This is a genomic window from Mycobacterium arosiense ATCC BAA-1401 = DSM 45069 (assembly GCF_002086125.1).
Lineage (GTDB): Bacteria > Actinomycetota > Actinomycetes > Mycobacteriales > Mycobacteriaceae > Mycobacterium > Mycobacterium arosiense.
Genome location: NZ_MVHG01000076.1, coordinates 1 through 25,973, shown reverse-complemented (window position 1 = coordinate 25,973; position 25,973 = coordinate 1). Strand labels below are relative to the sequence as shown.

General features: G+C 64.0%; 20 protein-coding genes and 1 pseudogene. 9 read left to right on the top strand and 12 right to left on the bottom strand.

Translation table 11 applies throughout. The features are described 5' to 3' along the window. Nucleotides 1–485 (top strand): annotated as a pseudogene (locus BST14_RS21890) (hypothetical protein); the annotation flags it as partial. 34 nt (nucleotides 486–519) lie between these two features. Here BST14_RS21890 and BST14_RS21885 read toward each other — a convergent pair. Next, nucleotides 520–1,668 (bottom strand): AI-2E family transporter, encoded by a 1,149-nt coding sequence (locus tag BST14_RS21885; protein ID WP_083066459.1) that lies wholly within the window; start codon nucleotides 1,666–1,668, stop codon nucleotides 520–522. Nucleotides 1,669–1,847: 179 nt separating this feature from the next. Between BST14_RS21885 and BST14_RS21880 the strand changes: the two genes are divergently transcribed. Beyond that, nucleotides 1,848–3,101, top strand: coding sequence for a lysylphosphatidylglycerol synthase transmembrane domain-containing protein (locus BST14_RS21880; RefSeq protein ID WP_169926118.1), 1,254 nt, complete (start codon nucleotides 1,848–1,850; stop codon nucleotides 3,099–3,101). Here the strand turns inward: BST14_RS21880 and BST14_RS21875 are convergent. Continuing rightward, nucleotides 3,098–3,652: a hemophore gene (locus tag BST14_RS21875; protein WP_083066458.1), complete on the bottom strand. Its 555-nt coding sequence runs from the start codon at nucleotides 3,650–3,652 to the stop codon at nucleotides 3,098–3,100. The genes BST14_RS21880 and BST14_RS21875 overlap by 4 nt on opposite strands. 352 nt (nucleotides 3,653–4,004) lie before the next feature. On the opposite strand from BST14_RS21875, the gene BST14_RS21870 reads away from it, so the two are divergent. Both BST14_RS21870 and BST14_RS21865 read left to right on the top strand, forming a co-directional pair. Beyond that, nucleotides 4,005–7,052: an MMPL family transporter gene (locus tag BST14_RS21870; protein WP_083066457.1), complete on the top strand. Its 3,048-nt coding sequence runs from the start codon at nucleotides 4,005–4,007 to the stop codon at nucleotides 7,050–7,052. Then, nucleotides 7,049–7,582 (top strand): transcriptional regulator, encoded by a 534-nt coding sequence (locus BST14_RS21865; protein ID WP_083066456.1) that lies wholly within the window; start codon nucleotides 7,049–7,051, stop codon nucleotides 7,580–7,582. The genes BST14_RS21870 and BST14_RS21865 overlap by 4 nt, the downstream gene beginning before the upstream one ends. Before the next feature lie 4 nt (nucleotides 7,583–7,586). Here BST14_RS21865 and BST14_RS21860 read toward each other — a convergent pair whose 3' ends face one another. After that, nucleotides 7,587–8,270, bottom strand: a complete 684-nt coding sequence (locus BST14_RS21860) for a hypothetical protein (RefSeq protein ID WP_083066455.1) — start codon at nucleotides 8,268–8,270, stop codon at nucleotides 7,587–7,589. Beyond that, the gene (locus BST14_RS21855; protein ID WP_083066454.1) at nucleotides 8,267–8,941 is read right to left on the bottom strand and encodes a hypothetical protein; all 675 of its coding nucleotides are present in this window, start codon (nucleotides 8,939–8,941) and stop codon (nucleotides 8,267–8,269) included. Before BST14_RS21855 ends, BST14_RS21860 begins: the two co-directional genes overlap by 4 nt. A 41-nt stretch (nucleotides 8,942–8,982) precedes the next feature. Here BST14_RS21855 and BST14_RS21850 point away from each other — a divergent pair, with 41 nt between their 5' ends. From BST14_RS21850 to BST14_RS21840, 3 genes are all read left to right on the top strand, one after another. Continuing rightward, nucleotides 8,983–10,971 carry a M13 family metallopeptidase gene (locus tag BST14_RS21850; RefSeq protein WP_083066453.1) on the top strand — a complete coding sequence of 663 codons (1,989 nt, stop codon included), beginning with the start codon at nucleotides 8,983–8,985 and terminating at the stop codon, nucleotides 10,969–10,971. 452 nt (nucleotides 10,972–11,423) lie between these two features. Next, nucleotides 11,424–13,349 carry a flavin-containing monooxygenase gene (locus BST14_RS21845; protein ID WP_142279533.1) on the top strand — a complete coding sequence of 642 codons (1,926 nt, stop codon included), beginning with the start codon at nucleotides 11,424–11,426 and terminating at the stop codon, nucleotides 13,347–13,349. Next, nucleotides 13,346–13,924: a cupin domain-containing protein gene (locus BST14_RS21840; RefSeq protein WP_083066451.1), complete on the top strand. Its 579-nt coding sequence runs from the start codon at nucleotides 13,346–13,348 to the stop codon at nucleotides 13,922–13,924. The genes BST14_RS21845 and BST14_RS21840 overlap by 4 nt, the downstream gene beginning before the upstream one ends. 382 nt (nucleotides 13,925–14,306) lie before the next feature. Here BST14_RS21840 and BST14_RS21835 read toward each other — a convergent pair whose 3' ends face one another. The 6 genes from BST14_RS21835 to BST14_RS21810 all read right to left on the bottom strand — a co-directional run bounded on the left by BST14_RS21835 (nucleotide 14,307) and on the right by BST14_RS21810 (nucleotide 20,990). Next, on the bottom strand, nucleotides 14,307–15,857 hold the full coding sequence (locus BST14_RS21835) for an acyl-CoA synthetase (protein WP_083066450.1): 1,551 nt from the start codon (nucleotides 15,855–15,857) through the stop codon (nucleotides 14,307–14,309). Then, on the bottom strand, nucleotides 15,854–17,452 hold the full coding sequence (locus BST14_RS21830; RefSeq protein WP_083066449.1) for a class I adenylate-forming enzyme family protein: 1,599 nt from the start codon (nucleotides 17,450–17,452) through the stop codon (nucleotides 15,854–15,856). The genes BST14_RS21835 and BST14_RS21830 overlap by 4 nt, the downstream gene beginning before the upstream one ends. Then, entirely contained in the window at nucleotides 17,449–18,969 is a 1,521-nt protein-coding gene (locus BST14_RS21825) for a TLP1 C-terminal extension domain-containing protein (RefSeq protein ID WP_142279532.1), read from the bottom strand. Before BST14_RS21825 ends, BST14_RS21830 begins: the two co-directional genes overlap by 4 nt. After that, nucleotides 18,969–19,436: a hotdog family protein gene (locus BST14_RS21820; RefSeq protein ID WP_083066447.1), complete on the bottom strand. Its 468-nt coding sequence runs from the start codon at nucleotides 19,434–19,436 to the stop codon at nucleotides 18,969–18,971. The genes BST14_RS21825 and BST14_RS21820 overlap by 1 nt, the downstream gene beginning before the upstream one ends. Continuing rightward, nucleotides 19,429–19,983, bottom strand: coding sequence for an FAS1-like dehydratase domain-containing protein (locus BST14_RS21815; RefSeq protein ID WP_158085915.1), 555 nt, complete (start codon nucleotides 19,981–19,983; stop codon nucleotides 19,429–19,431). Before BST14_RS21815 ends, BST14_RS21820 begins: the two co-directional genes overlap by 8 nt. 227 nt (nucleotides 19,984–20,210) lie before the next feature. Further along, complete coding sequence (locus BST14_RS21810; RefSeq protein WP_083066445.1) at nucleotides 20,211–20,990, bottom strand: SDR family NAD(P)-dependent oxidoreductase; 780 nt, start codon at nucleotides 20,988–20,990, stop codon at nucleotides 20,211–20,213. A gap of 56 nt (nucleotides 20,991–21,046) precedes the next feature. Between BST14_RS21810 and BST14_RS21805 the strand changes: the two genes are divergently transcribed. Then, nucleotides 21,047–22,252 carry an acyl-CoA dehydrogenase family protein gene (locus BST14_RS21805; protein ID WP_083066444.1) on the top strand — a complete coding sequence of 402 codons (1,206 nt, stop codon included), beginning with the start codon at nucleotides 21,047–21,049 and terminating at the stop codon, nucleotides 22,250–22,252. After that, a complete protein-coding gene (locus BST14_RS21800; RefSeq protein WP_306460730.1) occupies nucleotides 22,245–23,354 on the top strand; it encodes an acyl-CoA dehydrogenase family protein in 1,110 nt (369 codons plus the stop codon). The genes BST14_RS21805 and BST14_RS21800 overlap by 8 nt, the downstream gene beginning before the upstream one ends. A gap of 25 nt (nucleotides 23,355–23,379) precedes the next feature. On the opposite strand, the gene BST14_RS30150 is transcribed toward BST14_RS21800, so the two are convergent. Both BST14_RS30150 and BST14_RS30145 read right to left on the bottom strand, forming a co-directional pair. After that, nucleotides 23,380–24,213 (bottom strand): SDR family NAD(P)-dependent oxidoreductase, encoded by an 834-nt coding sequence (locus BST14_RS30150; protein WP_281252821.1) that lies wholly within the window; start codon nucleotides 24,211–24,213, stop codon nucleotides 23,380–23,382. Then, nucleotides 24,213–25,262, bottom strand: a complete 1,050-nt coding sequence (locus tag BST14_RS30145) for an NAD(P)H-dependent amine dehydrogenase family protein (protein WP_158085913.1) — start codon at nucleotides 25,260–25,262, stop codon at nucleotides 24,213–24,215. The genes BST14_RS30150 and BST14_RS30145 overlap by 1 nt, the downstream gene beginning before the upstream one ends. Nucleotides 25,263–25,973: the final 711 nt, after the last annotated feature.

Below are 25,973 nucleotides of genomic sequence, written 5' to 3'. Positions count from 1 at the left end.
ACCCCACCCACCCGGCAGCGCTGAAGCCGTCGCGGCCGGCGCGGCCGACCGATCCGCGGCCCGCGCAGGAACCGGCCCCGAACACCACGCGCAGTCCGGCCCGGCCCGACCAGCCGACGGAGGCCCAGACGACACGCTTCGCCGCGCCGGGCGCCCCCGGTCGTGACCGGCCGGCCGACCCGCGCGTCGCCACCAATTCCACGCCGCAGGCCCCCCACCGGCCATCGGCCACCGGTCCGGCTGCACCCCCGTCCGGCGATCAGACGCGGGCCATTCCGGTTCCCGGCAACCGTTCGGACGACAGCGACGCCGCCGAAACCACCGCCCTGCCGAAAATGGGACCGGAAGGCAACGACCCCAACGCCGCCGCCCAGCAGGTGAACGCACCCGGACAGGGCGACAACGGCGATCCGGCCCGGCAACGCCGGCGCTCCAGCGGCGGGCTGTCCGCGCAGGATTTGCTGCGCCGCGAGGGACGGCTGTAGCCGGCCACCCGGCGCAATCGAAAAGTCTTGAGCCTCAGCCGGCTTCGTGCTCGGGTTGATCGGGTTCGGCCTGCAGGATCGCGTTCTTGTCGTCCGCTTCCTCGGTCTTTTTCTCGGCTTCGGCGGACGGATCCGGCGCCAGCAACACCTGGATCGCGTTGTTGAGGAACGCGACCGTCGGGACCGCCAGCAGGGCGCCGACGATGCCGGCCAGCACGCCGCCGGTGGAGATGGCGAGCACCACCCCGAGCGGGTGAATCGAGACCGCGCGGCCCATCACCAACGGTTGCAGCAGGTGGGCCTCGACCTGGTTGACGGCGATCAGCAAGCCCAACGTGATCAGCGCGTACACGATGCCCTTGGCCAGCAGCGCGACCACGACGGCCATAAGGCCCGAGATCAGGGCACCGACCAGCGGGATGAACGCGCCCAGGAACACTAGCGACGCCAGCGGCAGCGCGAGGGGAATGCCCATGATCGCCAAACCGGTGCCGACCCCGGCCGCGTCGGTCAGGGCGACCAGGAAGGTGGCCCGCACGTACCCGATCAGCGACCCGAATCCGGCGTTTCCGGCCTCATGCACCCGGTGACGCACACCGGACGGGATGATCTGCACGACGTACTGCCAGATGTTGCGCCCGCCGTAGAGGAAGAAGATCAGCGTGAACAACACCAGCACCGCCGCCGTGACCAGCTCGGTAACGGTGGCCGCGGTGGACAGCGCGCCGCTGGTCAGCTTCGCCTGATTGTTGTGCAGCGCCTCGATGGCGGCGTTGACCGCGTTGTCGATCTGCTCGTTGCGCAGGTGCGCCGGGCCGTGGATCAGCCACCGGCGCGTCGACTCGATGCTGTGCGTCACCTGTTCGGTCAGGCCGGGCAGGCCGTCGATGAACTGCAGGACGACGAACGCCAGGATGCCGCCCAAGATGGCGAAGCCACCCAGCAACACCAGCGCGACCGCACCACCGCGAGGCATGCCCCGCGTGTCCAGCCAGTCCACCGCGGGCACCAGCAGCGCGCTCAACAGCAGCGCCACCAGCACCGGAACGACGATGATTTCGAGCTTCTGCACCACCCACAACAGGGCGAGCAGGGCAACCAGGATGACGAGCAAACGCCACGCCCAGGCTGCGGTCTTGCGGACAAGGGGTTCGACCGAGGCATCGTCGAGGTTTGCTGACATCTGGCCAGCCTATCCGCCGCGGGCCGCGGACAAACGTGTCTCGCCCGTGTCCGCAGGCGCCCGCGGGTCGTCAGGAACCGTCGCCGTCGGCACGATCCGGTTACGACCCCAGAACACGCAGGACACGGTGGGCGATGCGCAGCGATCCCGGCGCCACCTGCACCGTTACCCTAAATCACGTGCCGCACGACGCACCCGCCCACAAAACCACCCACTCGCGCGTGGGGGCACGTTCCCGCCAGCGGGAGGCACCCCCGCCCGCCTGCGGGGGCGAGACCCCGCGCGGGAAGTACTGGTGGGTGCGCTGGGTGATCCTGGCCGCGGTAGCCGTCGTGCTTGCCGTCGAGGTTTCGCTGGGCTGGGATCAGCTGGCCAAAGCCTGGATGAGCCTGTACGAGGCGAACTGGTGGTGGCTGCTCGCCTCGGGAGCCGCGGCGGCCGCGTCGATGCACAGCTTTGCCCAGATCCAGCGCACGCTGCTCAAATCGGCGGGCGTGCACGTCAAGCAGTTGCGCTCCGAGGCGGCCTTCTACGCCGCCAATTCGCTGAGCACCACGCTGCCCGGCGGGCCCGTGCTCTCGGCGACCTTCCTGTTCCGCCAGCAGCGGCTCTGGGGCGCCTCGACGGTGGTGGCGTCGTGGCAGCTGGTGATGTCGGGCGTGCTGCAGGCGGTGGGGTTGGCTTTGCTCGGTCTGGGCGGCGCCTTCCTGCTGGGGGCGAAGAACAACCCGTTCTCGTTGCTGTTCACCCTCGGCGGGTTCGTGGCGTTGCTGCTGCTGGCCCAGGCCGTCGCGTCGCGCCCGGAGCTGATCGACGGCATCGGCTGCCGGGTCCTCGCGTGGGTCAACTCGGTTCGGGGCAGGCCGGCCGTGGCCGGCCTGGACAAGTGGCGCGAGACCCTGATGCAGCTGGAATCGGTGAGCCTGGGCCGGCGCGACCTGAGCGTGGCGTTCGGGTGGTCGATATTCAACTGGATCGCCGACGTCGCCTGCCTGGGCTTTGCCGCCTACGCCGCCGGGGACCACGCCTCGGTGGCCGGGTTGACGGTGGCCTACGCGGCCGCTCGCGCGGTCGGCACGATCCCGCTGATGCCGGGCGGGCTATTGATCGTCGAGGCGGTACTGGTGCCCGGCCTGGTGTCGAGCGGGATGTCGCTGCCCAACGCGATCTCGGCGATGCTGATCTACCGGTTGATCAGCTGGTTGCTGATCTCGGCGATCGGCTGGGTGGTGTTCTTCTTCGTGTTCCGCACCGAGAACGTCGCCGACTCCGACGAGGACCCGATCACCGGCCCGCTGCCCCTCGTCCCGCTCGCGGGCGACGCCGCGGCCGATCCGACCGAGACCGCCCTCCAGGGGCCGCTACCGCCGGACCGAAATCCGGCCGATCGGAACCCGGCCGATGGCAACGCGGAGAACGACGGCCAGCCCTAGCCTACGGTGTTTCCGCGCGGTGGGCCCGGCAGCGGGCTGGTCGCCGCGGGCGGCGCGGGCTGCGGCGCCGCGGCCGGGGCGCCACCGGTGGTGCCGCCCAAAGGTGATGCGGGCGCGGGGTTTCCAGGAAACGCAGGCAGCCCACCGGCCGCGCCTTGCGCCTGCTGCACCATGCCCAGCGCCTGCGGGATCGAGATCGGCAGCTTGCACTGCAGCGACAGGTTGCTCAGCGGCTGGGCGATCGACGTCATGTCGCCGGCCACCTTGGGGTTGGCCTCGAAGTAGGACTTCAACCCGTTCACCGACTGCGGGCCCGCCTGCTGCTGCAGCATCGCGGTCATCGTCTGGTTGGTCTGCGGGTGCGAATCCAGGTAGTCACCCATCGACTTGGACACCGAGCCGATTGTCCGGGCGACCTCACTGGCCGCGCACGGGTCGTTGGTGCCGGTCGCCGGGGCGCCGGCGAGCACCGCGGCGGCCGCTCCGGGCACCGTGAAGGCGACCAGCCCGGCGAAGATTCTGCGGCCCCGTCCAGCGGTGGCTCTCGTCATGGGTAACTCCTTCGAGTTCGCGGCGGACCCGCCGCGATCGGCGCCTCGCAAACGGCTGCAACAGGTGGCCCCAAACAAAGCGCGACCACCCCCCGAATCCCGGAGGCCGCGCGGGCCATCCGACATCCTGCCACCGCCGATATCGACGCTGCCAGCTCGAACCAGGGCCGGACGTGGATGTGTGACGGAAATCCCGCGTGGTCACCGGTTCACAACATCATGGCAGCGTCTTGGCAACATCACCGTCGTCGCAGCTCAGGAACTAGATAAGCCACATAATCCACAGCCCGCTGCGGTATCGTCGCCAGCACGCGTTACGCGAGACCCGGGGAGCGGAAAAATCCAGCAGTTAATGATGCGCCTCAGCCGCAGCCTGCGTAAGTACCGCTGGTTGGTCTTCACAGGCTGGTTGCTGGCATTGGTTCCTGCCGTCTACCTGGCGCTGACGCAGTCGGGCAATCTCACCGGCGGCGGGTTCGACGTGGCCGGATCGCAGTCGCTGGCGGTTCACGACCAGCTCGAGGATCTCTACCACGACCAGGGCGGGTCGTCGCTGGCGCTGGTGGCCGCCCCCCGCCCCGACGCCAGCTACCAGGACATGAACGACGCCGTCGCGCAGCTCCGGCAGATCGCCGCCGTCATCCCGGGCACCGCCGAGATTCCCAACCCCACCCAGCGGCCCCCGCAGCCCGACCGGCCGTACGTGCTGTCAGTGCGCCTGGATTCCCGTAACACGAGCGACGTGGCCAAGCAGCTGCGCACCAAGGTCGGCATCAAGGGCGACCAACCCGGCCAGACCGCCAACGGTCGGGTGCGGCTCTACGTCATCGGGCAGGGCGCGTTGTCCGCCGCCGCCGCGGCCAACACCAAGCACGACATCGCCGCGGCCGAGAAATGGAACCTGCCGGTCATCCTGATCGTGCTGCTCGCCGTCTTCGGCTCGCTGGCCGCCGCGACCATCCCGTTGGCGCTGGGCGTCTGCACGGTCGTGGTCACCATGGGGCTGGTCTATCTGCTGTCCGCCTACACCACCATGTCGGTCTTCGTGACCTCGACCGTGTCGATGTTCGGGATCGCGCTCGCCGTCGACTACTCGCTGTTCATCCTGATGCGGTTCCGGGAGGAACTGCGGACCGGGCGCCAGCCCCGCGAGGCCGTCGACGCCGCGATGGCCACCTCCGGGCTGGCCGTGGTGCTGTCCGGGATGACGGTGATCGCCTCGCTCACGGGGATTTACGTGATCAACACCCCGGCGCTGAAATCGATGGCCACCGGCGCCATCCTGGCCGTCGCCGTGGCCATGCTGACCTCGACGACGTTGACGCCGGCCGCGCTGGCGACGTTCGGCCGGGCGGCCGCCAAGCGATCGGCCCTGCTGCACTGGTCACGCCGCCCCGAAAGCACCCAGTCCCGGTTCTGGAACCGCTGGATCAGCTGGGTGATGCGCCGGCCGTGGATGTCGGCGCTGGCGGCGTCGCTGGTGTTGCTCGTGATGGCCGCGCCGGCCGCGTCGATGGTGCTGGGCAACAGCCTGCTGCGCCAGTTCGACTCGTCGCACGAAATCCGTGCCGGGGTCGGCGCGGCGGCCGAGGCGCTGGGCCCCGGCGCGCTGGGCCCGATCCGGGTGCTGATCAACTTCCCCGACGGCGGCGCGGCCTCCCCCGAGCACAGCCACACCGTAGGCGCGATCCGCCAACGGATGGCGCAGGCACCCAACATCGTGTCGGTGTCCCCGCCGCAGTTCGCCGAGGACAACGGCAGCGCGCTGCTGTCCGCGGTGTTGTCGGTGGATCCCGAGGACATGAAGGCCCGCGAGACCGTCGGCTGGATGCGCGCACAGCTGCCGAAGGTCCCCGAGGCCGGCACGGCGCGCGTGGACGTCGGCGGCCCTACCGCCCTGATCAAGGACTTCGACGACCAGGTATCCAAGACCGAGCCGCTGGTGCTGGCGATCGTGGCGCTTATCGCGTTCGTGATGCTGCTGGTCTCCGTTCACTCGGTGTTCCTGGCGTTCAAGGGCGTGCTGATGACCTTGCTGTCCGTCGCCGCCGCCTACGGCAGCCTGGTCATGGTGTTCCAGTGGGGGTGGCTGCGCGACCTCGGCTTCGCCCAAATCAGCTCGATCGACAGCACCGTTCCCCCGCTGGTGCTCGCGATGACCTTCGGGTTGTCGATGGACTACGAGATCTTCCTGCTCACCCGAATCCGGGAGCGATTCCTGCACTCCGGGAACACCCGCGACGCCGTGGCCTACGGGGTCAGCACCAGCGCGCGAACCATCACCAGCGCCGCGCTGATCATGATCGCGGTGTTCGTCGGGTTCGCGTTCGCCGGCATGCCCCTGGTGGCCGAGATCGGCGTCGCCTGCGCGGTCGCGATCGCGGTGGACGCCACCGTGGTGCGGCTGGTGATGGTGCCGGCGCTGATGGCGATGTTCGCCCAGTGGAACTGGTGGCTGCCGCCCTGGCTGTTCCGTGTGCTGCCGTCGGTCGACTTTGACCGGCCGTTGCCCGAGGTCGACCTCGGCGACGTCGTCGTCATCCCCGACGACATCTCGGCGCTGGTGGCGCCCAGCGCCGACTTGCGGATGGTGCTCAAGTCCGCCGCGAAGCTCAAGCATCTGGCCCCCGACGCCATCTGCGTGGCCGATCCGCTCGCCTTCACCGGCTGCGGCCGCAACGCCGCCCGGGCGGTCGCAGGGCCGGACGCGGATCAGGTTCGCGGCCGGGGGCCCGGACAGATCCCCCACCACGTCGCGCTCAGCGAGGAGCGGGTCGGCGCCTGCGTGGGCGCGGCCGGCAAGAAGCCCGGCGCGAACGGCCACACCAACGGCTCGCTGGGGACCAAGAAGCTGGTCGGCGGGCTGACCTCACGCAACGGCATCGCCAAAGCCATCGCCGGCACCGAGCGGCCCGTTCATCCGGTGACGCTGTGGCGGGGACGCCTGTCGGTCGCGATCGACGCGCTGCAAAACGACACCGCGGCGGCGGCGGGCGGCGGGCCCGTATACGAGCGGCGCAGCCCGGTGGAGACCACCAACGTGCAGCTGCCCACCGGTGACCGGCTGCTGGTTCCGACCGGGGCCGAGACCCTGCGGCTGAAGGGCTACCTGATCATGAGCCGTAACAGTCGGCGTGATTATGCCGACTTTGCAGACATGGTCGATTCATTGGAGCCCGAGACCGCCGCGGTGGTGCTGGCCGGAATGGACAGGTATTACTGTTGTAAATCACCCAGGCGGCAGTGGATTGCCACCCAGCTGGTCCGTCGACTCGCAGATCCCGACCCCTGCGACCACCCGGAAGACCAGGGATCGGAGACCGACGCAGGCTCGGACTGGGAGGAAGTCAGGCGGCGCTGCCTGTCGGTGGCCGTGGCGATGCTGGAGGAGGCGAGGTGACGTTGGCACCCGACCGACGCCCTGCGCCGCCCCGCCGGCCGGGTCCCGAACAGCGTCAACGCGGCGGGGGGTCGACTGGCTCCTTCCAAGATCCCGAGCAGCCGGTGGAGTTCTGGCCGACGGCCGCCATCCGTTCGGCCTTGCAGGGCGGTGACATCGCAACCTGGAAGCGCATCGCCGCGGCGCTGAAGCGCGACCCGTACGGGCGGACCGCCCGCCAGGTCGAGGAGGTCCTGGAAGGCACTCGGCCCTACGGCATCGCCAAGGCGCTGTGGGAGGTGCTCGAGCGCGCCCGCACCCACCTGGAGGCCAACGAACGCGCCGAGGTCGCCCGCCACGTGCGGCTGTTGATCGACCGCTCGGGTCTCGCCCCGGAGGAATTCGCCTCCCGCATCGGAGTCACCGCCGAGGAGCTGGACGGCTACCTCGACGGCAGCACCAGCCCGTCGGCCGCGCTGATGATCCGGATCCGGCGCTTGTCGGACCGGTTCGTCAAGGTGAAGTCCGCGCGTTCGGCCGAAACCAACTGATCGGTCATCGCACCGGCAGCACGTCGGCGACCAGCCAGTCGTTGCCGCGTTTGGTCAGCGTCACCCGCAACGCCGGCGCCGCCTGACTGGGCCGCTGTCCCGGGGTGTTCTGGGTGACCCGCAATACCACCGCCACGCTGGCGGCCGACGGCCCGAGCGCCTCGACCCCGGCCGACACGGTGGTCGCCTGGGCGGTGACGTTGTGCTGGACCAGGTCGGCGCTGGATTTGGAGTATTGCTCCTTGAACGCGGCCGCATGCTCCGGGACGACCATCGCCGTGGCCCTGTCGATGGAATCGGTCGGGGCGGTGGGGCTGAACGACGCCATCGCCTCCGCCATGCGGGTGGCGATCTGAACCACCTTGCGGGAGTCGTTGGTGAAGTCGCGGTCCGCCCTGGTCCAGTGGGTGTAGCCGGTCGCGACGGCCGCGGTCAGCGCCGCCGCGCACAGCAGCACGACGGCCAGGCGCAGCCCCGGCGCGTCATCGTCGGTGCCGACGCTGACCGAATCGCGGCGCAGCAGCCAGAAATTGATCGCCACGCCTTCGACGATCAGCACGATCAGGACCGAGCACGCCGACACCCACCACAGCGGCCAGCCCAGCACCAGCCCGATGGCCAGCAGCGCCGCGGTCGCGGCCAGCGGGGCCGCGATGTCGAAGGCGAACAACCGCCAGATGTTCCTCATCGGAGCGAGGCCAATCCGGAGATCATCAGCTTGCCGTCCACATCGGAGACGTCCAGCCGCAGGCTCCAGTGCACGGTTTGCGGCTTGGCTCCGACGTTCTCGCTGACCGACGTGGCGATCAGGATCACCGAGTCGGTCCGGCTCGCGAACGGCGGCAGCTTGGTGGTGACCACGTCCCTGGGCGGCCTTGCGCCCCCCGGGGAGGTGTCCAGGTCGTGGTGCACGGTTTCGATCGCCACCGCGTCGACGCGCCCGGCGCTCTTGGACTGCAGCTTCTCCACGACCGCCTTATACGGCTGCACGGCGGCGTCGAAGTCGGTGTTGAGTTCTCCGACCGTGCCGTCATGCAGGCGCTGCAGGCTGGCGTCGACGTTGCCGCTGTTCATGTTGATCAACACGTTCGCCCACTCCGCGGCGGTCTGCATGACCCGGCTCAGGTAGCCGCGTTCGGCGACCTGCTCGCGATGGCCGGACCAGATGATCAGGCCGAGCACCACCGCGGCCACCGACAGCGCGCCGAGCGCCGCGGACGCGATGCCGTAATGGGAAAAGACGCCGGCGCTTTCGGATTCGTCTCCCTCGGCGTCGCCGTCCGAGTCCGCGTCGACGTCGGGGTCGACGTCGACGGCATCGTCTTCGGCAGGTGACTCGGTTCGCTCGCCGTCGGACATGGCCCGATCGTTGCACCCGGGAAAGATGGAAGGATGGCGGGGTGACGAATACGGCCCTCCGCTCGGGCATCGACCTGAGCTTTGTCGACGACAGCATCCGCCCCCAGGACGACCTGTTCGGTCACGTAAACGGCCGCTGGCTGGCCGAATACGAGATCCCGGCCGACCGGGCGACCGACGGGGCGTTTCGGCAGCTGTATGACCGCGCCGAGGAACAAGTGCGCGACCTGATCGTCGAGGCCAGCCGGCAGGGTGCGGCCGCCGGGGACGACGACGCGCGACGCATCGGCGACCTGTATGCCAGCTTCCTCGACGAGGACACCGTGCAGCGCCGCGGCGTGTGGCCGCTGCTCGACGAGCTGACCGTGATCGACGACGCCGCTGATGCCGACGCACTGGCCCGGGCCATCGGCGCCCTGCAGCGCACCGGCGCGGGCGGTGGCGTCGGGGTGTACGTGGACACCGACGCCAAGAACTCGGCGCGCTACCTGGTGCACTTCACCCAGTCCGGCCTCGGGCTGCCCGATGAGTCCTACTACCGCGACGAGCGCCACGTACAGGTGCTTCAGGCCTACCCGGCGCACATCGCGCGGATGTTCGCCCTGGTGTTCGGCGGCGATCCGGCCGACCACATTCAGACCGCCGACCGCATCGTCGCGCTGGAGACCAAACTGGCCGAGGCGCACTGGGATGTGGCCAAGCGCCGCGACGTCGACCTCAGCTACAACCTGCGCACCTTCGCCGAACTTCGCGACGAGGCGGTGGGCTTCGATTGGGCCGGCTGGGCCGGCGCGCTCGGCGCCGACCCCGAAGCCATCGCGGAAGTGATTGTGCGCCAACCCGATTACCTCCGCTCCTTCGCTGAGCTCTGGCGCAACGAAGACCTCGAGGTGTGGAAGAGCTGGGCGCGGTGGCGGTTGATCCGCGCCCGGGCCGCCTGGCTGACCGACGAGCTGGTGTCCGCGGACTTCGACTTCTACGGCCGGCTGCTGACCGGCGCCGAGCAAATCCGGGACCGGTGGAAGCGCGCGGTGTCGCTGGTGGAGAACCTGATGGGCGACGCCGTCGGAAAGCTCTATGTGCAACGGCATTTCCCGCCGGAGGCGAAGGCCCGCATCGACGAGCTGGTGGCCAACCTGCGAGCGGCTTATCGGATCAGCATCAGCGACCTGGACTGGATGACACCGGCGACCCGCGAGCGGGCGCTGACCAAGCTGGGCAAGTTCACCGCCAAGGTCGGCTACCCGGCGAAGTGGCGTGACTACTCCGCGCTGGTGATCGACCGGGGTGACCTGTACGGCAACTATCAGCGCGGTTACGCCGTCAACCACGACCGTGAGCTGGCCAAGCTGGGCGGGCCGGTGGACCGCGACGAGTGGTTCATGACGCCGCAGACCGTCAACGCCTACTACAACCCGGGGATGAACGAAATCGTGTTCCCCGCAGCCATTTTGCAGCCACCGTTCTTCGACGCCGAGGCCGACGACGCGGCCAACTACGGCGGCATCGGCGCGGTGATCGGGCACGAGATCGGCCACGGCTTCGACGACCAGGGCGCCAAATACGACGGCGACGGCAATCTGGTCGACTGGTGGACCGACGCGGACCGCACCGAGTTCGGTGCCCGCACAAAGGCTCTCATCGAGCAATACGACGCCTACACGCCGCGGGGGCTGGCGGGCGAACACCACGTCAACGGCGCGTTCACCGTCGGGGAGAACATCGGTGACCTGGGCGGCCTGTCGATCGCGCTGCTGGCGTACCAGCTGTCACTGAACGGCCGGCCGGCGCCGGTCATCGACGGCCTCACCGGCGTCCAGCGCGTGTTCTACGGGTGGGCCCAGGTGTGGCGCACCAAATCCCGTGAGGCGGAGGCGATCCGGCGCCTGGCGGTGGACCCGCACTCGCCGCCGGAGTTCCGCTGCAACGGCGTGCTGCGCAACATGGACGCCTTCTACGACGCCTTCGACGGCGCCGATGCCGGCGCGCTGTTCTTGGAACCGGGCAAGCGGGTCAAGATCTGGAACTGACACTCACCTGGGCGCCGACAGTCAGATGTAGTCACCTGGTTGGCGCGCTGGTGTAATCGTCGCGTGGCGCGTCGATGAGCGGGCTCAACCGTGTTGGAGTGTGTAGCAATTCATCAGGGTAACGGCGGCGCGCAGGCCTCGCTGAAAGCGAAGACGCCGTTCGCACCGCCCGGCCGATGATTCATCAGATGAACAGTGGTTTTTAGCTGATACCAACATCCAAAATGGGCACCTACGGAACGACCGCCTGATACGAAAAGTGGGGAATGCGCACCGCTGTCTCGGTTTCGGAACCGACAAGCGACCACGGACACGTCATCGGGTGAGAGCCGATCGCCGTGTAGCTGGACATGATCGCTTTCAGATGGTAAATGTAGATGTAAGTACTCACTATCGTTAGAGCGGTTGCCGATCGTAACCGCGCCAGTGACCAAGTGAATTGTGAGGGCAAAGTGCAGGTCGACGCAGGAATCGAGTGCGAACTCGCGCGGGCTCTCGAAGATGCCGACGTTCCGGCGCTCGTCGCGACGCTCGCCCACCTGACGGGTGACCGCCGATGGCTCGAGTCGCCATACAAGGCCGATCGCGACAGCGTGTTGCGTGACGACCCCACCGGTGGGCTGGCTCCAGAGCATGTCCGTGAAGTTCGCGCTGCCGCCCTCCACATTCTGCTGGATCGACAAAAGAATGGCCAGAGCTGGTCGGGAAAGGATGAACTAGATCCCGATAGCTTCGCGGAGATCATGAGTGCGTGCGTCGCTGAACCTGTACCGGCCGAATATGAACCGATGGTTCGCGAGGAGATTGGCCTGAGTGATCGCGTCGTGAATTGGCGGGTGCCACCACATCCAAGTGCTGTCGACGCCTTCCATGTTCTGATTATCGGCGCTGGGATGTCTGGACTCTGCACCGCGATGCAACTCGAACAACTCGGCGTGCCATACACGATCCTCGAGAAGAATCCGTGCGTCGGCGGGACCTGGTACGAGAACTCTTATCCCGGATGCCGGGTCGATGTGCCGAACCACTTCTACTCTTACTCGTTTGAACGGAATCCCAACTGGTCCAGCTACTACTCCGACAGGGACGAGCTGTTTGCGTATTTCACCGGCTGCGCGGACAAGTACGGAGTGTCACCACACATACGTTTCAACCACGAAGTCGTCGCCGCTCGGTTCGACGCCGAGCGACAGCGCTGGATCGTCGACGTGTCAACTCCAGATGGTCGAGCAACTCATTTGCAAGCGAACGTTCTCGTCACAGCCGTGGGGCAGTTGAATCGACCGCTCTTGCCGACACTGGATGGGTTGTCTGATTTCCAAGGTCCGGTGTTCCACTCGGCGACTTGGCGGCACGATGTCGAATTGTCTGGAAAGTCCGTGGCGGTCGTCGGCACTGGTGCTAGCGCCATGCAGTTTGCGCCAGCAGTTGCGGGTGTAGCTAGTGATACCATCATTTTTCAGCGATCTCCTCAGTGGGCCATCCCGAATCCGCTCTATCACCGCAGGGTGTCTGAAGAAACCAAGTGGCTACTGAGACATGTTCCCGCCTATGCGGGTTGGTACCGTTTCTCGCTTATATGGAAGTTGTGCGATGGCCTATGGCCAGCACTACACGTAGACCCCGACTGGGCGGGCAATGGTCGGTCGATCAACGCATTCAATGAGCGTGTCCGGTTGCGCTTGACCCGTTACATCGAGCAGAAGCTGTCCGACAGACCGGATCTGCTGGATAAGGCGCTTCCGAAGTATCCGCCATACAGCAAGCGGATGCTGGTCGACAACAACTGGTTCGACATGCTCAAGAAGCCGAGTGTTTCACTGGTCACCGAACCGATCTCACATGTGACGTCGGATTCGATTGTCACCGCCGATGGAACTAGCCATCCCGTCGACGCAATAATTTGCGGAACAGGCTTCGCGGCCACAAAAATGCTGTGGCCCATCATCATTACCGGGAAGTCCGGCCAGAAGCTGGATGAGGTATGGAGGGGCGACGACCCTCGCGCTTACCTCGGGATGGCCATGCCCGGCTTTCCCAACCTCTTTTTCCTCTACGGCCCGAACACAAATCTTGGCCATGGCGGAAGCATCATCTTCCACGCGGAGTGCCAATCACGTTACATCGTTCAATGTGTTCGCGAACTCATCGAAAACGGCAAGGGCTCAATGGAATGCCGCAGCGATGTGTTCGCTGAATATCAGCAGCGCCTCGATAGCGCGCTCGGCGGCATGATTTGGTCACAGGTCGAAGCCGGAAGCTGGTACCGCAATAGTAGACGCCGCATCGTAGCGAACACGCCCTGGCGACTCGTGGATTACTGGAACATGACCCGCGAGCTTGATACCGCAGATTGGATATTCGAGGGCTCACGATGAGCAGTGCGATCCGTCGCGTAGTTACCGGTCACGACGTCAATGGCAAAGCAGTCATTGCGAGTGACGAGCTGTTGAGCGGCGACGCTTCCCGAGTCAACCCAGGGGACGTGTTCTATCGCCTATGGGGTTGGGACGTCCCGCCACAACTGCCCGACGATGGGCATGAACCCGCGACCGAAGACTTCTATCCTCCCTGCGCCGGAGCTCGATTTGTGATCGTCAACCTTGCCGACGACACCACAAGAGCTCAGCTACCTCGTATTGCCCTCGCGGATCTCATCGCAGATTATGAACGGCTACTACCGGGCGCCGCGCAGTACGTCGACCCGGCTACTCCGCGATTTCATCGCACTCCGACTGTCGATTTCGCGGTGGTGCTATCTGGCCGAGTGGAGCTCGAACTGGACAGCGGCGATCGGACGACGCTATCCGCAGGCGACACGGTCGTGCAGAACGGTACGTCGCACGCGTGGATCAACGTTGGGTCAGAGCCCACACAGCTCGGACTCTTCATGGCAGGTGTCCCCCATTCGCACACCCGGACAGTTGGCCCTGATGGCGAACAGAATGGCTGAATAATCCGCCGTGATCACCGTAGATAAAGCTGGAATCGGCATCGCGATCGCACAGTGCTTCATTGATGAAGGGGCCCTTCGAGTGCGAAAAAACCTGGCCACCAATCGCGCTCGTCGTTGACAACCCGATACTGCAGCGTTCGGCGAAGTACGCCCGTGATTGCGTGACGTGCCTCCATACGGGCCGAGGGCTGCGAACAGCCCGCGTCACTCCGCTGTGGAGCCGGCCTGACCGGACCCTGTGAACTGGTCCACGGGGTCCGGTCAGTCGAGCCTTCCTGCCCGCGTCGTGGGTCGCAAGACTCTCATAAGCCATGGATCAATCAAACGGGGTCAGGCCAGGCCCATTTCGGGCGGGGCCACCTTTCCAAGCCGCGAGATGCTAGATCGTTCGATCATGGCCCCGCCAGTACTCGTCACGGATCCGGCGCTTGAAGATTTTGCCCGAGTCTTCGCGCGGGAGCTCGGTTCTGAACTCGATGATCTTGGGGATTTTGAACTGCGCGATATGTTGACGAAGATACATTTTGACGTCATCGGTTTGTACGGTACTTCCCGGAATCAGTTGAATCACCGCCGCTAACGCCTCGCCGAGACGATCATCGGGAATGCCGAATACAGCACAGTCGGCGACCCCTGGCATTCCGGCGATCGCGGACTCGATCTCTGCCGGATACACATTTGTGCCACCGATGATTACGAGATCAACCTTGCGGTCGCAGACATAGAGAAACCCATCCTCATCCACGTACCCGACGTCCCCGGACGGCACCAAACCCTCGGTCTCGTCGCCACTCGATGCGGCTCCGTTGTAGGTGAACCCGGGAATGGTGTGAAGTCGAGAATAGATGTCACCGACTTCTCCCGCGGGCAGCTCGTGGCCGTCGGAATCCAGGATCTTGACCGTGGCACCGTCGATCGCGCGCCCAACGGTTCCGGGGTGCGCGAGCCACTCCTCGCTAGAGCAGAACGTGACAGACCCGGTCTCGGTGGATCCGTAGAACTCGTAGATCACCGGTCCCCACCACTCGATCATCCGACGCTTGACGTCGGGCGGGCACGGCGCGGCCGTATGGCACACGTGCGCCAGCGAACTCACGTCGTAGCTGAGACGTATCTGCTCCGGCAGGTTCAGAAGCTGTGTAAACATGGTCGGGACCAATTGGAGCGCGGTTATCCTGTGCTGTTCGATCAGTTGAAGTAGAGCCTCAGCGTCAAAGCGTGGCTGGAGAACTGCAGTCGCTCCGGCCTGCAGCGCGAACATCGCCGTGGCATTGGGGGCGCTGTGATACATCGGGGCCGTGATGACCGTCCTGCTGCCCTCGCTCAGGCCCAGCGTGCGCTGGGCCACACCGGCGAACGCAGCTCGCTGCGCGGGTGTGAGCGCTTGCCTGCGTACGCCTTTGGGGCGCCCAGTCGTGCCAGACGTGTAGACCATAGTGCTCGAGGCCACCGGCGCCGGTCCACCCCACGGCTCATGCAAGCTCAACCACTCAGGCCAGCGGACATCGCCAGTGGCTGCCATGCGGTGGTGCTCCGCGATCCCAAATGCGCGTCCAATGTGTTCGGGAGTATCGACGACGATCAGACGTACTGACTCCGGTACTGCATCGCGGATCGGTCCGATGAGATCAGCGTGGGCGACAAGTACCGACGCGGCGGCATCCTCCAGTATGTAACCGATCTCGGCGCCCGTGAAATGCCAATTGATTGGTACGGTGACCGCACCGACTAGGCCGGCGCCAGTGGTCAACTCCAAGATCGGGATGTCATTGCGCAAAAGGAATGCGACGCAGTCGCCAATCCCTACCCCGATCGACGCCAAACCTGTCGCCACTCTCGTTGCATTCGCGAGGATCCGGCTTCGACTGTGGAACGTCTCGCCCGAGAGGAAGCCGGCTTGAGGTGTCCGTGTTACTTGACGCGTGCTCACTCGACGGTCGCATTCTGCTCATCGATGGCTGGCCAAGCCTCGCGCAGTGGTTGTTTGACGACCTTGCCGGTCGCGTTCGTCGGTAACGGTTCCCCTCTGAACCACCAGCGACTAGGCACCTCGAAATACGCCAACCTCTCAGCGGCGAATCCTTCAAGGGCGTTTGATGTTAGCTGAGTGCCGTCACGTGGCACTACCACGGCACCAACGACCTCCCCGAATTCCTCATCCGGCAGGCCGATAACCGCGACCTCGGCGACCGCGGGATGCTCCTTGATCGCGGCTTCGACGTTAGCGGCGGCGATATTTTCGCCGCCGCGGATGATGACGTCCTTGAGACGCCCGTCAACGAACAAGTATCCATCCTTGTCGATATATCCGGTGTCACCGGTGTGAAGCCAGCCTTCGCCGTCGATGACGGACGGATCGGACGAACCCAGGTATTCAGTCATGTTCGTCGGTGACCGAGCGATGATCTCCCCCTTGCCCGAACCGTCGGGATCCTTGATCTTCAACTCGACGACCGGAAACGGCCGTCCCACTGTGCCTGGTCGGGTAGCTAACTCCCTACCCGTTGCCGAAGTGAGGGTTCCTCCGGCCTCCGTCATTCCATAGATCGTCCCCGCATTGCGCCCCGCGGTTGGGAAGGCTTCTCTCACCTGTTTGATCATCTGCGTGCTCACGCGAGTTCCAGACACTGTGACAGTCCGCAGAGATGACGTGTTACGTGAGGCCAAATCGGGGTGATTGATTACGCGCGCCATCATGGTCGGCACCCCTCCCCACGCTTGAATCTTCTCATCCTCAATCACTTTGAGAATGGCGGCGCCGTCAAACTGTCCGATATGGAGAACGAGCTTGCCGCCCGTCAATAGCGAGGCGAGGACCGATTGGATACCGCCCATGTGAAACAGAGGAACTGTCACAAGGGTTATTGTGCCTTGATGGTCATTCGGCAGTTCGGATGGAAGCCGCCTCCTCGCGACTAAGAAATTCTGTTGGTTTGCTATCACCGATCGATGTGACAGTACGGCTGCCTTCGGCGCGCCGGTTGTACCGGACGTAAATACGATGATAGCGGGAGTGTTCTCGTCAAATGAGCTTTCATCGACCCTGCTCTGTCGATTGGCATGTGTCACGGCTAGATTGAATGGCATCCGTAACATGGGCTGGACCGTTGGGAGGGCCTCCGCTCGGCGTTCGTCAGCGATCGCCAAGACCGGCGAAGCCACCGCAAGCGCATGATCGAGTTCCTTGCGACTCCACCATGCGTTCCCGGTGACAACTATTGCGCCCGACGCCAGTACGGCAAAGAACGCCACAACCCAGTCTGCACTGTTTGCGCCAAGCAACAGCACTCGATCCCCGGGTGCGACACCGTGCTCGTCACGCAGCTTCCCCTTCATTGCTTCGACGCTATCGAGAAACTGTCTGAAGGTAACCCGGCGTTCGTTCTCGATCAGGTATTCGCGGTCACCCCATCGCCGAGCGTCATCGAGAAATCCGCACACAGTGCGCCAACGATTCGCGTAGACCAGATGCGTTGGATGCGCGTCACTGCGCACGACGTCGGCGCCCCAGTGTGCCGACGTCACCGAGTCTCCATGGCCGCTTGAAGATCAGCGATGTCGAATGCCCCATTGCTGCCTACGAATACGCGGCGCCCACAAAACTCCTCGGCCGTCATCGCGTCAACCACGGACTTGCTCTCCGTCCACGTGATCGCACGACGCTGGTCGGGCGTCTCAACCACCGCGACTGCTCTCACCGGCCGGTCTCCTCGGCCCGGGAGCACTGTGTAGCCGACAATGAAAGCCGCTCCGCTGTAGTGCTCGACGAGTGGACGGAGAGTGCACTGCCCGCGCACTGCCTCCGATACGTCGAGTGATTCAAACTGGTTGCGTGGGACCTTCGCTGACCACACGGAAAAAGCCTGCTTGGTGAGTACTCCGGACACCGACGAGATCAATCCCGTCCTGCCTGTTTGCCGCAACGCTAGCGCGAGCTGAGCTGTTGTGTGCAGCACATAGTTGTTGAACGGCCCTCCTGCATACCGCATTCCGCCCGTAAACGACGGAGCAGGGTTTGCATGCGGTAGACCTAGAGCGTCCGCATGTGACTGGATCGCGACAGGAAAGCAGGAATACAGCTCAACCAAATCGAGAGAACGTGCAGTCATTTCAGCGTGATCGAGCGCAGCATACGCAGCCAGCTCGGCGCCAGGCGCGGCTCCTAGGTCGGCTCGCTGAGTCAGCGGGATCATCGCGTTAGAGATGCCACTCGACGTCGGATACACCCATCTAGAGGGGTCTATCTGTAGCTCCCGCGCTTTCTGAACCGAGGTGAAGATCAACGCAGAAGCTTGGTCCACGCTCCAACGACTGACGTGCTCAGTACGATAAGGAAACGCGAGCATCGGGTTGCTGGCCGCGTCCGCGGAGACTTCTTCGGCGATGATCGGTGATCGTTTCCACGCATACGGATTGCGGGAAGCAATTTGGCTGAGTTCGCTGTACAGCTCGGCTGTCGCGGCTATGTCTTCCTGGATCGAACGGCCACTCGCGGCGCGTGCCGCCGCGGCGATGATCGCGTAATAGCCGACTGCCTCCTGGCCGAGACCACTGCCGATTTCGGCATCAAGCATGATCTGCGAGTCCGCTCGCCACGTCACGTCTGGAGTGGTGTCCTGCTGCTCGTCGCCAAGATCGTGTCCTCCTTTCGCCGCACACCGTAGGCGAAAGCCCGCCTCTCCTCCGACGACAAGACAAACGTCAGCCGATCCGGCGATGATGCTGTTACACGCGTCGGCTATGAGTGACTCCTGTAGTACACCGACGCGGGCGAGCACCGACGCCGCGTTCGCAGAACCAAATGACTTCACAATTGCGCGGCCAGGATCTCGGTAACGCCAGCGCCCCTTTGGTACATATACGCGGTCGATCTCCCTGAGCACCGAGGGTGCAGCGGCGTCATGTGCAGCCGCATGACTTGCTCGCCTCATAAGCGTTAGTGGTTCGACTGCAGCGAATGGGTCGGGTACACGCTGGCTTTGCAGTCCAACGCCGACCAGGACAGGTGTCCGGGGATGCACCGCTCGGTGATCGACGGTCATCAAACATCTCCTTCTGAAGTCTGAAATACGACCATTGCAGAAGCGACTGTCGTCCTGCCGACCCGTTCGTTCGCAAGCCACAAGTCGAGATCCACCACCCGTCTGCCGGCTGAATCGATTCGCTTGCCGCTCACCTGCCCACCCGAACGCACCTTGTCCCCGAACGCGTTCATCTGGCGCATCCGAAGTTCGAAGCGCTCGATCCAGCCGGAAACCCCGATCCAGTCCGATGCGACCCGGAAGGCGAGGCCGGTAGTCCAGCCCGTATTGAGGAATATCGAGGAGTGACCGCTGTCAAGCGCAAACTCTGGGTCGTGGTGCACCCGATTCCAGTCCTGCGAACCGCTGACTTGCAAGGCTACGGTTTTCCAATCGACGGACACCTCGACTCCATCCAGCTCCTGGCCAATTTCCACGTCATCCCATTGTGGCCGTGGTAATTTCGCGTCTTTCACACCGTCAATCATCGGAATCTCCGACGACAGCCATCTGCCGCTTCGAACGGTGCACCAACACCGTGTTCCGACATACCGCGACGGCCTCGTCTCGTTGATTGGTCAGGCAAGCTTCGGTGACAATACAGACCGCCTGGGGGTCGATCTTGATTGGCTTGATGAAGATTTCGACGATTCGTGTCTCCGACGAGAGGTGATCCCCCACCCGTACCGGTCGAAGATATTCCCAAGATACCTGCAGGTTAATACCGCGATCACCGGGCGTCGGTACTCCGTAGGTCCAGCCCGGGCGACCAGCACCCTTCTCCGATTTCGGCTTCCGGGGCCACGGCCCTCCCCCGGCGAAGTACGGCAGCAGCGGACCAGGCGCAATTACCGCCGCATAAGGACCTTCGCGTGCCACTTCTGGGTCCAAATACAGAGGGTTGCCATCGTCGATCATGTGGCAATATCGCCGGATCGGGTCGTACTCGACCGGGTATCTGCCTTTAGTACGGGCGACAACGGTCCCGATCCACGCTGACCTAACTGCCTCGACGTCGAAATCATCGCGCGTCAATGCGCTTCCTACCTTCATTCTCGTGCGTCGTGGGGCAGGAGCGGATCAAAGCAGCCTTGGGTATACCCAGTGCGCCGCTCGAGCCCCCTCTGCATTCGTCATTTCCGGCGCTTGACAATAGTGAGTGCTAACTTGTTTATTTTAAGCCCCATGCTGGTTGAAGTCAAAGCGTCTCGTACGCACGCATGCGCCGCCAGCTGACTTGAGGCCTCCCCTCGTGTGCCCGATCAGAAGAGGGCTGGATCTGGACCGCCCCCATCCACCACGATCCGTTGTCCAGTGACGTAGCTTCCGTCCTCGCTGACGAGGAAGGCCACCACCGCGGCAACATCACACGGCTGACAAACACGCCCGAAGGGGAAGCCGGTGTGCAAGTCCGAAAGTTTCCGGCCGGCGTTGACCGCCCTAACAAGCCGCGAGCCCATCTCTGTGTCCACCAGCCCTGGAGCGACAATGTTCGCGCGAATCGCGTTGCCACGCTCTTCGCGAGCGAGAGTTCTCATCGCCACTTCCATTGCGGCTTTCGCCATCGTGTAGGGCGCAGAGTTGGCGGGCGCGTTGGCGACTGTGGTGCTCGATATCGCGATGATGTCGCCGCGGGTGGCTTGACGAATTCCGGGCAGGAGCCGCCGAATCATATGTAGCGGTCCCAAACTATGAATGCGCATCAGCTGGTCGAATTCGGCAATCGATGAGTTGGCGACTGTATCACCGCGGCTCGCGGATCCCGCGTTATTGACAACGAGATCGATTGGGCCGAACGTGTTCAAGACTGCGTCGCACATTTCGTCCAGCTTGTCGAAATCGTCCATCGCGGCCTGGAACTCAGCTGCGGCGCCTCCAGCGCCTATGATCTGCGAGACAACGGCGGTGGCCGCCTCCGCATCGCGTTGATAGTGCACGGCGACTCGGGCGCCCTCGCGGGCCAGCCGGAACGCGATCGCTGCCCCGACACCGCGTGAGCTACCTGTGACCAACGCTGTCCGGCCGGCCAATCGCTCTGACATGTGCACTCAGACCTCCTGCTTGAGTAAAGTAAGTACTCACATATATTATCGGCCACATGACGGGATTCACCATCGAGGCAACAACAGCACCAGCCGACATCGAACGTCTCGCACTTGGTGTGGTCGCTCGTCACGATCCGCGATCCATGAGCCCACGGCAGTTCCTTCGCGCCTGGTACGACGCCGGACTCACGTGGGTCCATTTCCCGCAAAGCTTTGGCGGTCTTGGCGTCCCGCGCGGTCTTCAGGCAGTCGCCGATGCGGTGTTACGCGAAGCCGGCGGAGCGCACCCATTCAGTTTGAATCCCATCGGGTACGGAATGGCAGCCCCCACGCTCGTGGAGCACGCACCACCGCATCTTGCGCGAGAATTGCTGCCGCGCCTAGCGAGTTGCGACGACATCTGGTGTCAGCTGTTTAGCGAGCCCGGGGCAGGATCAGATCTCGCTGGCCTTGCAACCATGGCGGTGCAGCGCGGTGATGAGTGGGTGGTTAATGGCCAGAAAGTCTGGACAAGCGGAGCACACGTCGCCCACTACGGGGTACTGCTAGCAAGGACCAATCCTGATGCGCCAAAGCACAAGGGGTTGACTTACTTCATCTTGGACATGCACACGCCCGGGGTCGATGCGCGACCCCTTCGGCAGATGACTGGCCACGCTGAATTCAACGAAGTGTTTCTGACCGACGTTCGGATACCCGATAGCCATCGATTGGGGTCACCGGGCGACGGATGGCGAGTCGCGATCACGACACTCATGAACGAACGATCCGCGATCGGGGGCGGCTCACCTGTTCGCGGGTCGGGCTCTATCGCGGACGCGATGTCGCTCTGGCGAGAACGACCGGACCTACATACACCTGCATTACGACATCGGCTCGCAACGCTATGGGCTCGCGCAGAGGCACACCGCATCACCAGACAGCGTGCGCGGGCTACCTCCAAGCTCGGTTCACCAGGTCCAGAGGGTTCGATCTCGAAGCTGGTATCGGCGGAGCTGAATCAGCATGTCTACGACTTCTGTATCGAACTGCTGGGCGCCGAGGCCACCCTGCACGAGGACTACGCCGCGCTCGAATCGATGCACAGACACGATTCGGCTACCTCCATCCAGTACCTGTTCCTCCGCTCGCGCGCGAATACCATCGAAGGAGGCACCTCGGAGGTGCAGCGCAACATTTTGGGCGAGAGAATTCTCGAGTTGCCCGGGGACATGCGAGCTGACGCCGACAAAGCGTGGAAGGAGATACCCCGTGGATGAGCTGTTACCAGGATACGCACTGACTGCGGAGCAAGACGAGCTACAAGACTCTCTGCGAAAGTTTCTGGCGACTACGACATCTGAGAGCGCTGTTCGAGCACTCGTAGATACCCCCGACGGGTTCGACCGGTCTGCCTGGCTCCGTCTCGGTTCTGAGATTGGAGCGCTCGGACTGGCTGTGGATGAGGACCTCGGTGGGGCCGGCGCCGGATTGGTGGAGCAGGCGATCGCCTGCGAGGAGTTCGGCCGAAGTTTGTTGCCCGGACCGGTCTTTGGGACGGTCGACCTAGCCATCCCACTGCTTGCTGCTCTTGGTGGGAACCAAATACTCCCACTGCTGATCAGCGGCGAATCCACGGCCTGCGTCGCAATACCGCATGGCGGAACGGGATTCGATGCTGAGTCGATCAGTATAGAAGAGTCCCACGGACGCCTGACTGGCGAGATAGCACAGGTCGTAGACGGTGATGCTGATGTCATCGTTGTTGCGGCACGGAATTCCGAAGGCATCGGCCTGTTTGTGGTCGAGGGCGCCGATCGGGAAAGGCTTCATACGCTCGACCAAACACGGCGTCAGGTGCGGATACGTTTTGCCGGCGTTCAGGGCACACCACTGGTCGCAGGAACGGATGCCAACCGCGCCATTGAACGCGCACTTTGCGTAAGCACTGCGCTGTTGGCGGCGGAGCAGGTTGGCGGAGCCCAAAAGCTCCTGGAGATCTCCGTCGCATATGCCTCAACGCGTTGGCAATTCGGGAGAAAAATTGGTTCGTTTCAAGCGATCAAGCACAGATGCGCAGACATGCTCGTGCTTGTCGAGCACGCTCGTTCGGCGGCGTATCACGCAGCCGGGGCGCTTCAGACCGGTACGGATGATCCATGTCTGGTCTCGAGCTTGGCAAAAGCTGTGTGCTCGCGGGCATTTTTATCTGTCGCGAACAGCACGATTCAGATCCTTGGCGGCCTCGGGTTCACATGGGAACATCCAGCACACCTCTACCTCAAACGTGCGGTCACAGACGCAGCACTTCTCGGTAGCGCTGACGCGCACCTTGACCGGATTGCTTCGATCGTGATCGATCAGGCTCAACTTGTTGCTTAGGATCTCTTCGAGCTGTCGCAATCGGTCAGAGCCGTAGTAAGCGGCGGTAAATCGCATCTCGCATCGCCGTGGGCAGGACTGCCTGCATGGCAAGCATGGCTCGGGCATCTGAGCCGACCGTGTAACGTGCGCGCGGCCGGTCACTCTCGAGGGCCTGCGCGACCCTGCGGACGACCGGAGCAGCATCCTTGTGAAGGTACGATGCCGAGGTCACCGATCGCAATCGCGAGTAGGCGGAGCGGTAGTCAGAGTTGTCCCAGCGGCCATTCTCAAGGAACACGCCCTCGTTGTAGATGCTGGTCCCGCCGAAACTGCCGGGTTCGATCAGCACAACGCGAATTCCGTATCGGGCCAATTCCATCCGCATGGTGTCCGACGCACCCTCGAGGCCGAATTTGGCCGCGCTGTAGGACCCCGCAAGTGGCACAGCCACCCGCCCCCCGGCGGAGGTGATATTGACAATTCGGCCTCCACCGGCGTCGGCCATGCGGGGCGCGACAAGGGATGCGAGCCGCAGAGGCGCGAGCAGCATTACGTCCACGGCGTCTCGCACCTCTTCGGCAGTGATGTCGAGCATTGCGCCCGAGGCGTTGTATCCCGCGTTATTCACCAACCCCCAGAGCGGAGGTAACGACGCCAGCGCATCTTTGCATAGAGCTTCGTTTCGGACATCGAACACCACGGTTTCCACAGCCACACCCGCATCGGCAGCGGCTTGGTGCACTTTAGCGGCCTTCTCTTTCGAACGAACCGAGCCGATCGAGGTGAAGCCTCGGCGCGCCAACTCAATCGCGATCATTAGCCCGAACCCCGAGTTGGCGCCGGTAGTAAGCACCACGCGCTCACGCTTAGGCGGCATCATCGGATCATCGAGGTGCGAACGATCCCGGCGTCTGCGGCCACAACCGCGGGAATCGCATTGATGACCGTACCGGCCGTGCCCGAGACTCCCGGGTCGTAGTCGGCGCCGGCGCCTTCCTCGAGGCTCGGCACCACGTCGAGTCGAGTCCGCAGCGACGGACGGCCCGCGATCTCGATCTCCCAGCGGTAGAGGCCGGCCGGCACCGGCCAACCACCCGTACCCGGGTGTGCCGACCAATAGATTTCGACCCGGATCAGCGATTTGCCATCGACAATGCCCGTGGTGCGGTGGCAGTTGCCGACGACGGTGTCCGCAGGAATACGACCGACCGCGACGTCGAAGTCTTCGGGCGCGGTGACAATGTCCAAGCCGGTGTCGATGCGGTCCAGTGTCACTCCCATCCCGTTGGCGACGGCGGTGACGACCTCGCTGAAGAATGTCGCCCAGTACTCGCCATATGGAGTATCGCCATGCACCTCCGCGGGTTTGCGCCCCAAACCGAGTGCTTCGGTGAGCATTTCCACCGATGGATGCTTGGATGCATCGGCGGTTTCGACGAGGCGAACGTAGTCGACTTCGTTGGACAGACCGGTCAGCACTGGGCCAACGCGATCGAACATAAAGCCAGGATTGCTGCCCGTTCCCAACAGCGACGAGTTGCCCGCTCGGCATGCTTCTGCAAGTCGACCAACGACCGCTGGACCTCGGCACTCAGGGGCGAAGCAGCCGGTCGTGGTGATGGTATTTTTCCCGGACGACAACAATTCGACGATATCTTCGTCGGTCTGGGCGAGGTCGGCCGCAAGCGGGGTGCAAAGCACGCAATCGGCATCCGTGGCGATGGTCGCTGCCCGATCCTTCGTCGCAGCGATTCCAACTGGCTTGTCGCCGAATTCTGCGAGTTGACCGGCGTCCACCCCTGCCTTTTGATCGCTGTAACCCAGAACGCCTACCAGGTCGAGGTTCGGCTTCCGGAGTACTTCCTGAAGACACCCCGTACCCACTGCTCCCGTGGCCCACTGGATAACTTGATAAGGCTGTGACATCCCCTACTCCTTGCATGGCGACCTGCGACAGCCCCGTGCTTGCGCCCGTTTGCCCTAACACGACTTTTTAGTAAGCACAAACTATCTTCATGCGGCAGGTCTGTGATGTCAATCTCCGGAGCGCTGCGGACTTTAGGCCACTCTTTGCAAGAGGGTGGGGCCACAGCGTCACGCTCGATCCGCCGATAACGCTCAACGGCCCGACGGGATGTGGGAAAACCTGCTTAGTCAGTACGTCGTGCAGGGCGTCGACGCCGAGCGGGACGCGACAGTTGCGATTCACTTGTTGATCGACCATCGCCGCGAACTCAACGCGGAACGCGTCCGAGCCGCGGTGACTCACTCTGGTTTTCTCCTATAACCGTCGTTACCATCCCACGGGCACAGCCTGAAAACAGTACGCGCCAACGCGAGATGCCAAGCATCGGCTTTCGGGTTCGGTCTGCCGAGCTCGACAGACGCCATGCGAATATCGCCCACGGGCAATCACTTTCACTACGCTACGGCGACGCGACGCGACGGCAAGAACTAATCGCGACGTTCGCGGCTCGCTGATACTCGACCCGAGGAGACATTCCCGATAGGCCTCGTCTCCGAATTCTCGTCAGTTGAGAGTCGAATGCAATCCATCAGATGAACCGCCCCGGCGAGTCCGGAGACTTACTGGTTTGAGGACTCAGCCAGCGGCTGGTCTCCGATTCTGAGCGTAGT

Excerpts from the sequence above, each read along its gene's own strand:
- BST14_RS21875 (WP_083066458.1), bottom strand. The coding sequence starts at position 3,652 with ATGACGAGAGCCACCGCTGGACGGGGCCGCAGAATCTTCGCCGGGCTG.
- BST14_RS21885 (WP_083066459.1), bottom strand. The coding sequence starts at position 1,668 with ATGTCAGCAAACCTCGACGATGCCTCGGTCGAACCCCTTGTCCGCAAG.
- BST14_RS21820 (WP_083066447.1), bottom strand. The coding sequence starts at position 19,436 with ATGATTGACGGTGTGAAAGACGCGAAATTACCACGGCCACAATGGGAT.
- BST14_RS21840 (WP_083066451.1), top strand. The coding sequence starts at position 13,346 with ATGAGCAGTGCGATCCGTCGCGTAGTTACCGGTCACGACGTCAATGGC.
- BST14_RS21870 (WP_083066457.1), top strand. The coding sequence starts at position 4,005 with ATGATGCGCCTCAGCCGCAGCCTGCGTAAGTACCGCTGGTTGGTCTTC.
- BST14_RS21805 (WP_083066444.1), top strand. The coding sequence starts at position 21,047 with ATGACGGGATTCACCATCGAGGCAACAACAGCACCAGCCGACATCGAA.
- BST14_RS21825 (WP_142279532.1), bottom strand. The coding sequence starts at position 18,969 with ATGACCGTCGATCACCGAGCGGTGCATCCCCGGACACCTGTCCTGGTC.
- BST14_RS21860 (WP_083066455.1), bottom strand. The coding sequence starts at position 8,270 with ATGAGGAACATCTGGCGGTTGTTCGCCTTCGACATCGCGGCCCCGCTG.
- BST14_RS30145 (WP_158085913.1), bottom strand. The coding sequence starts at position 25,262 with ATGTCACAGCCTTATCAAGTTATCCAGTGGGCCACGGGAGCAGTGGGT.
- BST14_RS21810 (WP_083066445.1), bottom strand. The coding sequence starts at position 20,990 with ATGTCAGAGCGATTGGCCGGCCGGACAGCGTTGGTCACAGGTAGCTCA.
- BST14_RS30150 (WP_281252821.1), bottom strand. The coding sequence starts at position 24,213 with ATGCCGCCTAAGCGTGAGCGCGTGGTGCTTACTACCGGCGCCAACTCG.
- BST14_RS21855 (WP_083066454.1), bottom strand. The coding sequence starts at position 8,941 with ATGTCCGACGGCGAGCGAACCGAGTCACCTGCCGAAGACGATGCCGTC.